Origin of the sequence: Enterococcus xiangfangensis (assembly GCF_005405365.1) — a bacterium.
Taxonomy (GTDB): Bacteria; Bacillota; Bacilli; order Lactobacillales; family Enterococcaceae; genus Enterococcus_A; species Enterococcus_A xiangfangensis.
Genome location: NZ_BJDX01000002.1, coordinates 69,156 through 82,741, shown reverse-complemented (window position 1 = coordinate 82,741; position 13,586 = coordinate 69,156). Strand labels below are relative to the sequence as shown.

General features: G+C 36.1%; 13 protein-coding genes. 11 read left to right on the top strand and 2 right to left on the bottom strand.

Annotated features, from left to right (window positions below; all coding sequences use genetic code 11):
• Positions 1-5 precede the first annotated feature (5 nt).
• A complete protein-coding gene (locus FFM68_RS02520; RefSeq protein WP_137617870.1) occupies positions 6-905 on the bottom strand; it encodes a helix-turn-helix domain-containing protein in 900 nt (299 codons plus the stop codon).
• 165 nt (positions 906-1,070) lie between these two features.
• On the opposite strand from FFM68_RS02520, the gene FFM68_RS02515 reads away from it, so the two are divergent.
• The 10 genes from FFM68_RS02515 (at position 1,071) to FFM68_RS02470 (ending at position 11,986) form a co-directional block, all read left to right on the top strand.
• A complete protein-coding gene (locus FFM68_RS02515) occupies positions 1,071-1,532 on the top strand; it encodes a hypothetical protein (protein ID WP_137617869.1) in 462 nt (153 codons plus the stop codon).
• Positions 1,533-1,534: 2 nt separating this feature from the next.
• Positions 1,535-2,506, top strand: a complete 972-nt coding sequence (locus FFM68_RS02510; protein WP_137617868.1) for a Gfo/Idh/MocA family protein — start codon at positions 1,535-1,537, stop codon at positions 2,504-2,506.
• 26 nt (positions 2,507-2,532) lie between these two features.
• Positions 2,533-3,396 carry a sugar phosphate isomerase/epimerase family protein gene (locus FFM68_RS02505; protein ID WP_137617867.1) on the top strand — a complete coding sequence of 288 codons (864 nt, stop codon included), beginning with the start codon at positions 2,533-2,535 and terminating at the stop codon, positions 3,394-3,396.
• Between the two features lie 15 nt (positions 3,397-3,411).
• The gene (locus tag FFM68_RS02500) at positions 3,412-4,434 is read left to right on the top strand and encodes a Gfo/Idh/MocA family protein (RefSeq protein WP_137617866.1); all 1,023 of its coding nucleotides are present in this window, start codon (positions 3,412-3,414) and stop codon (positions 4,432-4,434) included.
• Positions 4,435-4,448: 14 nt separating this feature from the next.
• Positions 4,449-5,696, top strand: coding sequence for a sugar ABC transporter substrate-binding protein (locus tag FFM68_RS02495; RefSeq protein ID WP_137617865.1), 1,248 nt, complete (start codon positions 4,449-4,451; stop codon positions 5,694-5,696).
• 22 nt (positions 5,697-5,718) lie between these two features.
• Positions 5,719-6,678 (top strand): carbohydrate ABC transporter permease, encoded by a 960-nt coding sequence (locus FFM68_RS02490; RefSeq protein ID WP_137617864.1) that lies wholly within the window; start codon positions 5,719-5,721, stop codon positions 6,676-6,678.
• A gap of 15 nt (positions 6,679-6,693) precedes the next feature.
• Positions 6,694-7,518, top strand: a complete 825-nt coding sequence (locus FFM68_RS02485) for a carbohydrate ABC transporter permease (protein WP_137617863.1) — start codon at positions 6,694-6,696, stop codon at positions 7,516-7,518.
• A gap of 37 nt (positions 7,519-7,555) precedes the next feature.
• Positions 7,556-8,668, top strand: a complete 1,113-nt coding sequence (locus tag FFM68_RS02480) for an ABC transporter ATP-binding protein (protein WP_137617862.1) — start codon at positions 7,556-7,558, stop codon at positions 8,666-8,668.
• Positions 8,669-9,257: 589 nt separating this feature from the next.
• Positions 9,258-10,709 (top strand): peptidoglycan amidohydrolase family protein, encoded by a 1,452-nt coding sequence (locus FFM68_RS02475; RefSeq protein ID WP_167483438.1) that lies wholly within the window; start codon positions 9,258-9,260, stop codon positions 10,707-10,709.
• Between the two features lie 131 nt (positions 10,710-10,840).
• Complete coding sequence (locus FFM68_RS02470) at positions 10,841-11,986, top strand: hypothetical protein (RefSeq protein WP_137617860.1); 1,146 nt, start codon at positions 10,841-10,843, stop codon at positions 11,984-11,986.
• Between the two features lie 117 nt (positions 11,987-12,103).
• On the opposite strand, the gene FFM68_RS02465 is transcribed toward FFM68_RS02470, so the two are convergent.
• The gene (locus tag FFM68_RS02465; RefSeq protein ID WP_137617859.1) at positions 12,104-12,580 is read right to left on the bottom strand and encodes an effector binding domain-containing protein; all 477 of its coding nucleotides are present in this window, start codon (positions 12,578-12,580) and stop codon (positions 12,104-12,106) included.
• Between the two features lie 90 nt (positions 12,581-12,670).
• Here FFM68_RS02465 and FFM68_RS02460 point away from each other — a divergent pair, with 90 nt between their 5' ends.
• Positions 12,671-13,585: a helix-turn-helix transcriptional regulator gene (locus FFM68_RS02460; protein WP_137617858.1), complete on the top strand. Its 915-nt coding sequence runs from the start codon at positions 12,671-12,673 to the stop codon at positions 13,583-13,585.
• Position 13,586 lies beyond the last annotated feature (1 nt).

Here is a 13,586-nt window from a genome sequence, read left to right as displayed (position 1 = left end):
AACTCCTAACTAAAATAATTGATTTTTTGTCTGACGATATTGATTGATTGTTTATATTTGGAAGGACTTAATCCTGTGTATTTTTTAAAAGTATTAGAAAAATGATGAATACTATCGTAACCAAGAGATAGTCCAATATCAGTAAAACTCATATCTTCTTTTTGAATTAAATCTTTAGCTTGTTCCATCTTTAGTGTTTTATAGTAGTTAATAATGCTGTAACCGGTGTGTTCCTTAAAGATTTTTTTGATATAGGAAGGGCTGATAAAAAAAAGGTTTGCTAGCTCTTCAACAGAGTAATTTTTATCCAAATGTTCTTCCATAAATTTTAAAATTTCCGAAACGACATCTTGTTTATTATTTTTTCGGTACATTTTTTTATCACAAATGAGATTTCGCTGGTAATTTTGAACGATCGTATAAAGTAATTCTGCAAAATGTAGATAGAGAATTCGTTCATCAAATGGGTCAGCTTGCTGATTAAGACTCTGCATATCAAAACACTCGATGGATAGGGGCTCGTATAAAGCTTGAGCTTTCAAAACAATATCCTTTATCAAATTTTTTTGATTTTCAGATAAACGAGTTTTTTGTTTAATCACTGGCTGAATGGCAGTATCCTCTGTGAAAATATTAAAAGTAACAGCAATCATACTTGTTGAGTCGCAGGTATCATTAATGAATTCAAAAGAAGCTTTATTTGATAGAATGATACTTTCCCCGCCTTGTAAAAAAAGCTCCTGCTCATTTGTAATAAGCTTCACATTTCCTGCTTCCACATAGTAAAAAATAAATTGAGGAGTACTGTTAATTTGATAAGTATTATTCTTTTTCAAAGTAATTATGTCTAGCCCATAGATTCTTTTTATAGGCAAAACGCTGATATAATAAGAATTTTGTTCCAAATATTACACCTCACAAAGATTTAAAATGATTGATCACTAAAACAAATTTTTTAGGACAGTAGCTTAATTTGCAAATAAAGGAGATTTTTTTCTAAATATTCTGATCATTACATCGAGTATTCTAATTGTAATAAATGAAAGCGGATTCCACAAGAGGTGAATAGAATGTTGTTTGCAAAAAAGGTTTTGAATGCTTGTAAGGATGGGGGAATAACACAAGCTACATTTCTGAGATTAAGCTATTATCAACCAAAAAACCAAGAGTCTCTAGAAGATTTTTTAGAGAAAGGGTTGCAATTTATACTTGAGTTAAAAATTGCTTTGTCAGCAAGTCAGATAGAAATAACTGATTTAATTGTACAACAGAATCAAAATACTCAAATTGCTAATGGACAATTTAATGATGAATCGTTATTCAATCTTGCACTAGCTACTTATTCATCTATTCAAGAGCCATATTTTAAAGTTGAAGTGGTTTCAAATGATGGAATGGTGCAATATGATAGCGCAGCTGACAATGCTTTTAGTGCATTTGATTTTCAATTGGACTATTTTGAAAGCGATGATGACGAAATGGAATTTAGTTCTGCTCTTAAATATTTGAAAGAAGTAGGGAGTGAACAATAACTATGAAGGTCGGGATTTTAGGAATTGCTCATATGCACGCAGAAAGTTATGTATATGAATTACAGTCGGCAAATATTGAAATAACAGGCGTTTACGACCATCATTTAAATAACGCAGAAAAATTTTGTCGAGAGAGAAATTTAACAACTTATCCGACAGTAGAAGAGGTTTTATCAACAGATTGTGATACGGTTCTGGTTTGCTCAGAAAATGTTTTTCATAAAGAATTGACACTTTCAGCATGTGAAGCAGGTAAACATATCATTGTAGAAAAGCCAATGGCATTAAGCATGACTGATGCGGCAGAAATGATTGAAGCAGCTAAAATAAATCAAGTAAAGCTAATGGTTGCACACCCAGTTCGTTTTAGTCAACCGGTACAAGATTTAAAGAAAATTATGCTGGAAGAAGATTACGGACCAGTCTTAGCAATAAATGCGTCCAATCATGGGAAAAATCCTGGAGGGTGGTTTATTGACCCGCTTTTATCTGGAGGAGGTGCATTGATAGATCATACGGTGCATATAAGTGATCTAGTTAATTATTTATTTCAACTTACACCTGAAAAAATATCAGCCTTTATTGGAAAGAGCGAAACTAATTTGCCTGTGGAAGACATTGGGTTAGTCAACATTCAATTCAAAGAAAAAACGATTATGTCCCTAGATACTTCTTGGAATCGACCAACGAGTTATCCAATTTGGGGAGATGCAATTTTGGAAGTGGTTTTTGAAAAAGGTTATGTCATAGTCGATGGTTTTGGTCGTAAGATGCAAATTTATTCTGACGATCAACAAAAAAGGAAAGATTTTTATTTTGAAGAGAATATGGATCATCTGATGTTCAAAGCTTTTATTGAAGCTATCGAAAATGATTTGCCAGCACCAGTTAGTGGAGAAGATGGGTTATATACTGTATTAATTACCCAAGCTGCATTTGAATCAGCAAAGAAAAAACAGGCAATCGATGTTTGATCAATATCTCAGAAGGAGGGATGATAGTGAAAAAAGGAATGAATGTTTGGTCACTACCGAAAGATTTTTCATTAGAAGAACAATTTAAGGTTACAAAGGAAGCTGGGTTTGACACGATTGAATTAAACGTTACTGAGAATGTGGTAACGGAATCAATTGTATCAAAAGACTTAGCCTTAGCAGAAAAACTAGATTTAACATTGGATGCTGATGAAAATACATTGTCTAGGATCAAACGATTAGTAGACAAATATCAATTACCAATTTCAAGTTTATCGACTGCTTTACATTGGACCTATCCTTTGAATAGTAATGACGAAAAAACGCGGGAAAAAGGCAAGCTGATCATTCGTAGAATGATTGATCTTTGTAAAAGTTTGGGAGGAGATACAATTTTAGTTGTTCCAGGTTTAGTGACAAGTGATCAATCATATGACAAAGCTTATGAATATGCTAAAAATGCCTTACTTGAATTGGCACCCTATGCGGAAGAACAAAAAATTGTAATTGGTTTAGAAAATGTCTGGAATAAATTTTTATTATCTCCATTGGAATTTAGACAGTTACTTGATGAAATAAATAGTGCTTATGTAGGAGCATACTTTGATATTGGTAATATTTTACAATATGGGTTCCCAGAACAATGGATCAGGATTTTAGGAGATAAAATTGCTAAAATCCATGTCAAAGATTTTAAGCAAAGCATTGGCAGTATTCAAGGCTTTACTAATTTATTGCAAGGAGATATAAATTGGAAGGCTTGTGTAGCTGAGTTAAAGGAAATCGGTTATGATGGTCCGCTGACGTGTGAACTATCTCCCTACAAAATGAACGGGCAGCAACTAGCACTCGATACAGCGGGTGCATTAAGTTATATTACAAAATTATAAATTGGAGGAATCAAAATGTTGAGAGTTGGTTTAGTCGGCTTAGGATTTATGGGAAGTTCACATTTAGGTATTTATAAACGTTTGATGGATGAAGGTTTTCCACTAAAGCTAGTAGCAATTTGTGATGTAAATGAAGAAAAGAGAAATGGAAAATTAACTCAAGGCAATATCGATGTCAGCGACAGAAGCATTGACTTTACAAAATTTAATTTCTATACCGACATGGAAGAAATGATTGCGAATGAAGAATTAGATTATGTTGATTTGTGTCTACCTACATTTATCCATGCCCCTTATGCAATAAAAGCGATGTCGCTAGGCCTACATGTTTTTTGTGAAAAACCAATGGCAATTACCACTGAAGCTTGCCAAGAAATGATTGATGCTAGCAAAAAATATAGTCGTTATTTAATGATTGGTCAAACGTTACGCTTTTTCCCTTCTTATCGATATATAAAAGATACGATTGATAGTGGACGCTATGGTGCGTTGAATGAAGTGGCTTTGTTTAGAGGCGGTACAACGCCATTATGGTCGTGGGACAATTGGTTGTTGGATCGGGAGCGTTCCGGCGGCTGCTTGCTAGATCAACATATTCATGATGTTGACACAATTAATTGGCTGTTGGGAACGCCTAAAGATGTCCATACTAAAGGGAAAGTTTATTTCGAAGGCAGCGGGTATGATATGGTTTCTACCAATTATAATTTTGATGATATTGTTGTTAACGCGCAAGACAACTGGACGATTAATAATGAAGATTTTGGTTTTGAAATGCGTTTTAGATTCTCATTTGAACATGGAACAATCATTTTAGAAAATAAAAAATTCACTGACTATCCAAATAATGAAGAAAGTTTCACTCCTAATATCGATAATGAAAGCGGTTATTATATCGAAATCAAACATTTTGCTCAATCAATTATTGATAACACAGATCCACAAGCAGCTTGTCCGTTAGAAAGTACAATGGAAACGATCCGTATCGCAGAAGCTGAGGTTAAATCAGCAGATGAAAATCAGACAATCAAACTATAAAGGAGAGAAAAATAATGAAAAAGGTTCTTCTAGGTATTACTAGTGTTCTAGCTCTTAGTTTGTTGGCAGCTTGTGGAGGCAGTTCAGATAGTAAGGCAAGTTCAGATGATAAAGTGACAATTAGTTATGGTCTGTGGGACAAAGCACAGGCACCGATCTATGAAGAAATTGCAAAAGATTTTGAAAAAGAGAATCCTAATATCGAAATCAAATTCCAAGTGACACCTTGGGCACAGTACTGGACTAAATTAGAGACAGCGATAACCGGTAAAAGTGCACCAGATGTATTTTGGATGAACATCCCTAGAGCAATTGACTATATCGATAATGGGGCTTTAGAACCATTGGATGATGTTAAATTTGATAAAGATAAGATTCCAGAGATTTATCAAGAATCTTATACACAAGATGGAAAATTGTATGGAGTACCAAAAGATTTTGATACAAATGCATTATGGTACAACAAAAAAATGTTCGACGATGCTGGAATTGCTTATCCCGATGAGACTTGGGATTGGGCCAAATTGCAAGAGGTTGCTAAACAATTGACGAACGAAAAAGAAGGTATTTATGGCTTGGGAACACCTCCAATGTGGGAAACAGGTTATTATCAAGCAATCTATCAAAATGGTGGACGTCCATTTATTGAAGACGGTAAAAAGTCTGGCTTTGGAGAAAAAGCAACGATTGACGGCGTGAAATACTGGTATAGTTTCATTGAAAACGGTACAGGAACTCCGATTGATATGACAAGTAGTGCGCAACAACCAGAATTATTATTAGCTGGAAAAGTAGCGATGATCATTGATGGATCGTACCAAACACCAGTAATTTTTGAAGATGAATATGGTAAAGAAAATATCGATGTAGCACCATTACCAACTGGCAAAGAACGAGCAACAACATCAAATTCGTTATCAAATGTTGTTTATGCAGGATCTAAGCATAAAGAAGAAGCCAAACAATGGATTGAATTTTTATCTAAAAAGGAACAAATGCAACACGTTGCTGAATCAGGTGTAGTTATTCCTTCATACGAAGGTTCAGCCGATGCTTGGGTAAATGCTTATCCTGATAAAAATTTACAAGTATTTATAGATGCGGTTGATTATGCTGTTCCGTTTTCTAATTATAAAAATTCTTCCGCAGCAACTGCGATTGAGCAAGATATCATGAATGAAGTTTGGTCAGGTGATAAAACAGTTAATGAAGCTTGCAAAGAAATCCAAACAAAAGCAAATGAAATCTTAGCTAAAAAATAACTGACTTTAGGAGGTCGCTAGTATGAACTTGAAACAAGTTAGTAAAAAAAACGACCCTCAGAATAAGTCGCAAAAAAAATCACCAAATGTGATCTTTAAAAAGTATAAAAAAGATCAAGTATATACAGCGGGGCTTTTTATAGCCCCACTGTTTATTGGGATTTTAGCGTTTTATCTGATACCAATGGGTCAAAGTATTTTTTATTCTTTTACTAAGTGGGGAATGTTTGGCGGCTACGAGATGGTTGGTCTGGAAAATTATAAACGGCTAGCTACGGACGCGGATCTTGTAAGGGCGTTAAAAAACACTTTGGTTTATGCTATTTTTACGGTTCCTGTGGCAATCATAATCTCAATTTTCATTGCTGTTTTACTAAATTCAAAAATACGCGGAAAAAGTTTTTATCGTGTGATCTATTTCTTACCAGCTGTCACAATGACTTCTGCTGTAGCAATGATTTGGAAATGGATGTTTAATGCTGATTATGGGATTATCAATCAATTTTTAGGATTATTTGGTATTGATGGACCAAATTGGATTACAAGTTCAGAATGGGCAATGGTAGCTTTGATAATTGTTGGTGTATGGAGTTCATTAGGAACATCCATCGTAATTTTTCTATCAGGTCTGCAAGGAATCCCTAGCACGTATTATGAAGCAGCAGATATTGATGGCGCTGGACCAATTCGCAAATTTTTTAGTATCACAGTTCCTTTGCTGAGTCCGACTGTCTTTTTCCAATCAATTACTACTTTGATCACAGCGTTGCAAGTCTATGATTTAATCTACATGATGTATTCAGAAACAAATCCAGCATTGCGTAGTGTTCAGTCTGTGGCGTATCTGTTCTATCGAAATTCATTTGTATTTAATGATAAGGGTTATGGAGCAGCCATCGTAGTCGTTTTATTAATCATTACTTTGATCATTACCGCGATTGAATTTGCTTTACAGAAAAAATGGGTTCATTACTCATATTAAAAAGGAGAAAGTTAGATGAAAAAAACACGTAACGTCAATCGTATATTTGTCCATCTACTATTAATCCTTGGATCAGTAATGATGGTCTTTCCTTTTATTTGGATGATAATAACCTCTTTAAAAACAAAAACAGAAGCAATCAAAATTCCGCCAGCTTTTTTCCCAGAGGTTCCTCAGTGGGAGAATTACAAACGGATTTTTGAAATCTTTCCATTTGGTAATTTTTATTTGAATACTTTTGTGACAACCTTAATGATTGTTGTAGTGCAAACATTTCTGTGTGCATTAGCGGCGTATGCTTTTGCTCGCCTTCATTTTCCTTTTAGGAATGCTTTGTTTATTTTATTATTATCGATTTTAATGGTACCCGGTCAGATTTTTTTAATCCCACAATATTTATTAATCCAAAAATTGGGACTAATCAATACGATCCCAGCATTATTTTTACCAGGCTTGTTTTCAGCCTTCGGGACTTTCTTACTAAGACAGTTCTTTATGACAATACCAAAAGAAGTCGAAGAGGCTGCGATCATTGACGGATGTTCGCGAATTCGTATTTTCTTTACTATTATTTTACCATTATCTAAATCAGCATTGATTTCACAAGGGATTTTTGCACTTTTATACGGTTGGAATTCGTTACTATGGCCGTTGATCATCAATACATCCACTGATAAAATGACTTTGACATCAGGATTGGCAACTTTAAATGGTCAGTATGGTGCAGATTATCCGTTAATGATGGCAGGCTCTTTTCTGGCTTGTATTCCATTGATTATTGTTTTCTTGATATTCCAAAAACAATTTATTGAAGGAATTGCCTTGTCAGGTGGAAAATAAATGTTGCTTAAAGAATTTAAAAAAAGGATGAGAGGCAATGACGCAACTTACACTCAATCATATATATAAAAAATATGATAACGCAGAGGATTTTTCCGTAACTGATTTTAATTTAAAAATTAATGATAAAGAATTTATTGTTTTTGTTGGTCCATCAGGGTGTGGGAAATCAACTACCTTAAGGATGATCGCCGGTCTGGAAGATATCACTGATGGCGACTTAATGATTGGTGATAAAATTGTTAATAATGCACCACCCAAGGATAGAGATATCGCCATGGTTTTTCAAAACTATGCATTGTATCCTCATATGTCAGTTTACGACAACATGGCCTTTAGCTTGAAATTGAGAAAATACGAAAAAGACGAAATTAAGCGGCGAGTTGAAAATACTGCCGAAATACTGGGTCTATCGGATTACTTACAACGGAAACCCGCAGCTTTATCTGGTGGACAAAAGCAACGGGTAGCACTAGGTCGAGCAATTGTCCGTGACGCACAAGTTTTCTTGATGGACGAACCTTTGTCAAATTTAGATGCAAAACTCCGTGTTTCAATGCGAGCAGAAATTGCCAGACTGCATCAAAGCTTAGGGACTACGACTATTTATGTAACCCATGATCAAACTGAAGCAATGACGATGGCTGATCGAATCGTTATCATGAAGGATGGATTGATCCAACAAGTGGGTACACCGCAAGAAGTTTACGATACACCAGTAAATGTTTTTGTGGCAGGATTTATTGGTTCACCAGCGATGAATTTCTTTGAGGTCACATTAAAAAATGGGTTTATCAGTGATGGACATGGTTTGAGCTTAAAAGTTCCTGATGGAGGGAACAGAGCACTGGTTCGTAAAGGATATGAAGGAAAAACGATTACGTTTGGGATTCGTCCAGAAGATATCCATAGCGAACAAATTGCATTGGATTCTTCTGATGGCGCGGTTGTAAATGCTGAAGTCATGGTATCTGAGTTACTAGGCGCTGAAACGCTTTTATATACTAAAGTAGGCGATACTGAGTTTGTCTCTCGAGTGGACGCACGTGACTTCCACAAACCGGGTGCACAAGTTGCTTTAGCCTTTAATTTAGGAAAGGCTCATTTCTTTGATAAAGAAACCCAAGAAGTTATTATGTTAAATGATTAAGTAGTCCAGTGATAAATTATCGAGCTTAAAAATGATTTTGTTAAAGGAATATAGAAATAGTTAATTCTGAATCAGCTACTTGTATGGAACTTCACTGAATTATATTGTTGGAGAATATTTGAATGAAGGTTAACTAAGGATGCGGCATTATGCTGTGTCCTTTTTTACTTTCCATAAATCTATCTTTTTCTTTGTGTTGTTTATGAAGATAAGATACTAACGTAGTTCTTCGAAGTTATTTTTGGAAATTCGACTAAAAAAATGGTTATTTAAGTTATATCGGATGAGAAAAAATGGTAAAATCAATGCAAGGGTCAAAATAACGTGCGTAATAATGATGTGTTTTTTTAGCCTAAGATCAGAGGTAAAAGTGTTTTGTTCGATTTTTGAATGTTGATTCATTATTGTGAAAGCTAGTTTGAATAATTGCTGGAATGATGATAGTCATTGCGTAAAGTGAGGATACTAAGAAATAAAAATAATTGCACATCTAGGTACTTCTTTAGGCGGTATCGTTATCCAGTATAGACAAAAAATGAGTCCCAGATCGTACTTTATTGAAGTGATACATATTTTTTGGAGGGGAAAAATGGAAAAGAAACGGTTTAAAATGTATAAAAAGAAGAGAACATGGGTTATAGCACCAATAATATTTTTAGGTATGTTAGGGGCTGCTGCATTTTCAGCAGACAGCAATGCTGTCTATGCAGATGAAGTAACAACGGATCAAGCTGTACAAATTGTTGAACAAACACCGATAGAAACAGCAAATTCTGACATAGATAGTACGGACAATATAAATACAAGTTCTGAAGAAGAAATCCTATCAGATACAGCTGAAACGAGCAATCAAGGAACAACGATTAGTACATCGGAGCAAGGAAATGATACTGAAAGTTCAACTGATTCAACGGAAACAAATCCGTCAGAATCCAGCTCAACCAATGACGCAACAGAAGTAACTGATCCAAGTACAAATGAGACAACAGACAATGACGTTAACAGCAATGAAAATAGCGACTCTGCTGCGCAAGAAATAAGTACTAATAAAACGGAATCAGCTACTACGGAGTCAACAGAGAGTGAACAAACACCAGTCATTACTAGTAAGGTGCCAGCAGGCAAAGCACCCACTCAAAATAAAAGCACTACAACTACAGTAAAAAAAGCCAAAGCTTTAACTGTAAAAGCTAGTTCAGCTAAGGCTACACCAAAAGCTGTCAGTGTTCCTAAAATATCTATTTTCCGAGTATATAATCCAAATTCAGGTGAACATTTACACACGATGAACTCCTATGAAAAGGATTATCTAGTTCGGCTTGGTTGGAGATACGAGGGTGTAAGTATGGTTGTTTCCAATAGCGGTAAGCAATTGCTTAGGATCTATAATCCAAATTCAGGTGAGCATCATTTTACATTAAATAGTAACGAAATTAATATGTTAAAACGTGCCGGCTGGCGCTATGAAGGTGTAGCATGGCTAACCCCAAATAGCGGAATAGCCATGTATCGTGTATTCAATCCAAATGCTAGAGGTGCTGGATCTCATCATTATACAATGAATGTAAATGAACGAAATCGATTACTTAATGCGGGCTGGAGAAACGAGGGTGTTTCTTGGTATACGTTAGGAACCAAGAGTAAACAAGAAGTTATGCTGGATTGGTTTTATGCGCGACAAGGCAAAGTGACGTATTCAACGGCTTACAGAAATGGTCCCAATTCTTATGATTGTTCAAGTGCAGTCTTTTATTCATTGATTGAAGCAGGTTATTTATCACCACAAACTTGGATAGGCAATACGGATACTCTATTTTCATATGAAGGAAAATTGTTTAAAGCAATTTCTAGAAATGAAGTAAGACGAGGCGATATTTTTGTAGCTGGTAAAAAAGGAGGTTCTGGGGGAGCTTTCGGACATACGGGTGTTGCGACAAGTAATAGTAAGATTATTCACTGTAATTACACGGATAATGGGATTTCAGAGACGGTTATTTTGAATCGAACAGGGGATCCTTGTTACTGGTTCAGATTTATTTAAAGATACTTTTTGAAATTGGGTAGTATGGGTAAATCCTAATCATCAAAAAATAGAGATAGCAATTTAGTAACTATTAGTTGATGGGTAAGGACAAAAATATACTAATAAGTATACTATTGGGGGTTATTAAAATGAAAAGTATTCGATCAAAATTGTTTGTTGCAGCCGCTTTATTAGCAGCTGGCGGAGCGTTGGTATATGCTGATGATGTTGAAGCATCTACACTATATCGTGCGTACAATCCAAATACTGGGGAACATTTATATACGCAAAATCACAATGAGATCCCTGCTATCGTTTCACATGGCTGGAAAAATGAAGGAACTGCTTGGGAAGCTCCAAATAGCGGTGCAACTGTGTATAGAATGTTCAACCCTAATAATGGTGGAGATCATTTCTATACTTTGAACACAAATGAGCGAGATCATCTAAAAAAAGTGGGTTGGCGTTATGAAGGAATCTCGTGGCATTCTGGCGGATCTATTCCGGTATATCGTTTATACAATCCAAACGCAAAATCTGGGACACATCACTATACAGTCTTGTCCAATGAACGGGATCATTTGAAAAAAGTAGGTTGGCGTTATGAAGGTGTGGCTTTTTATGCAGCTGGAAATGGCAATCAGACGCCTGCTGCAGGAGTAACACCTAGACATGTCGATGTCAATGTGACTGGCGTGGGTGGGAAAGAACAAAAGATTTCTGGATCTTATCGCTTGCTCTATTCTAATAAAGCTTTTGACCAAGCTAACTTAACTGGAAATGCGACCGTTGATTTCTCAGCAGATGTTGCTGTAACGGGAAGCTCAAATGATTATGAAACACAATTTGTCATTGCTGGAAATGGTGACGGTAGTGGGCAAGTAGGGGTAGAGTTACATTATCAAGCGGGTTCAGATGCCAACTTTGCTCAAGGACGTATCAATACAACGAATATCAACTTTCCAGCTGGAGCAGGAACATCTGGACAACAGTATTATTCTGTAAACACAGGTGCTCCGAGAGTAGCCAAAGGTCAACTCGTTCATCTTCAGGTGAAGTATTTTGCTTCAGGCTATATGCAAACATTTGTCAGCGGAAAATTAGTAGGACAATATAAAACAAAACTAGTTCCAGGAAGTGATGCGTATATCTTGCATGACAGCGTCAATGGAACAGTTAAAATCAGAAATTTAAAAGTACTTAAAAATGGTGTCGATGTTACTCATAAAGGAAAACCTTCCTTTGGAAATACCTCATTTGATTTCTCAAATGGTTCCGTTTCAGGAGCATATTAAATCGAATTATTAATAAACAAGAGCCTGTTCTAAAATGGAACAGGCTCTTGTTTTTGTATAATTGAGAAAATGAATTAGCCCTGAAAGACTAGGAACTGTCTTTCAAAACTATCATTTTTATTTGCTTAGAGGGATCCGTAATTCAACTTCTGCGTCTTGTGGATTTCCATTCAATAATGCCTCAACAACAAAAGTATCTTCTTTGTATAAATCAGGATTTTCTGACAAGATTTCACCAAAAAAAGTTTTGATCAATTGATCGAAAAGTTGACGACTTGGGCCGCCTTGACCTTTCAAGACGACATATTCGCCTGCAGGTAAGACACGTTCTTCAGCTGCTGAGTCGTCGGTCGAAGTATTGGCGCCCGCGAAGTATTCCAAATGATCGTTTTTTGCTTCGCTTAAGGCGTAGCCGATTTTATCAGCACTTTCTGCCATTAAAGCGGGGAATTTTCCACTAGTTGCTAAAGAGAAGAAGTGCTGACTCTTTTTTTCTGAAACTTCCTTGATATTGTCTATTGTAGGCAGTGGTAAAACTGCAGCGTATCCTTTGATTACAGTTTCATTAAAGTGTTTGATTTCATAGTTAGTCATTTTGTTTCCTTCTTTCTAATAAGATAGGTATACTATAACTAATTAAACATGACAATTAGCTGTCATATATTATGAGAAAAGAGAAATTTTATGCGCATTGAACGACTGATCAGTATGATTATGATTTTATTGAAAAAGGAAATTGTTTCTACGCAAGAATTTGCAGAACGTTTTGGTGTCTCTAAGCGCACGATTTTGCGCGATGTCGAGACATTGAGTGTCGCAAATATTCCCATTTACACGCAACGAGGGCGCAATGGCGGGATCGGGCTGTTGCCAAATTATAAAGTGGACAAAAAATTATTGACGGCACAAGATATTCAGCATTTGCTGACAGCTTTATCAGGTGTTCAGCAGTTGATTGAAAGTCCGGAGATCCAAGCGACGATCGCAAAAATCCAAGCGATGCAAGAGGATCAAACTTCACCGGAGTCTTTATCGATTCAGCACACCAGCTGGATTGGTTCAACGGAATTAAAAATGTTGGCGGAACAATTGAGCCAGGCAATCAAAAAGCGGCAACTAGTGACGTTTGATTATTTTGACCGTGAAGGCCAACTTAGTCAGCGCACGATCGAACCGTATCATTTAACGTATAAAGGAGAACGCTGGTACTTGCAGGCGTTTAGTTTGGAACGTCAAGACTGGCGGACTTTTCGACTTTCGCGGATGATGCATTATAAAATCAGCCGTCAGACTTTTGTGCCCCGTGAGTTTCAGCCGCGTTCATTGACGTTGGACGCATCGATTTACCCCGTCTTTGTCTTACTTACATTAAAAGCGGATCAGTTGATTCGAGATGTATTAGTTGAACGTTTTGGTGGAGGAACAGTGACTGCAACTACTCAAAATGAATTTTTGATTGATGTAAAACTACCGCAAAACGAAGCATCCTTTCGGTTCTTGCTTTCACTTGGCAAACATGCAAAAATCGTTCAAAGTGAAGGCTCTTTTTTAGCTGAGTTTAAGAAGTATCTTCAAGAAGTCGCGGAAATCTACAGCTAGA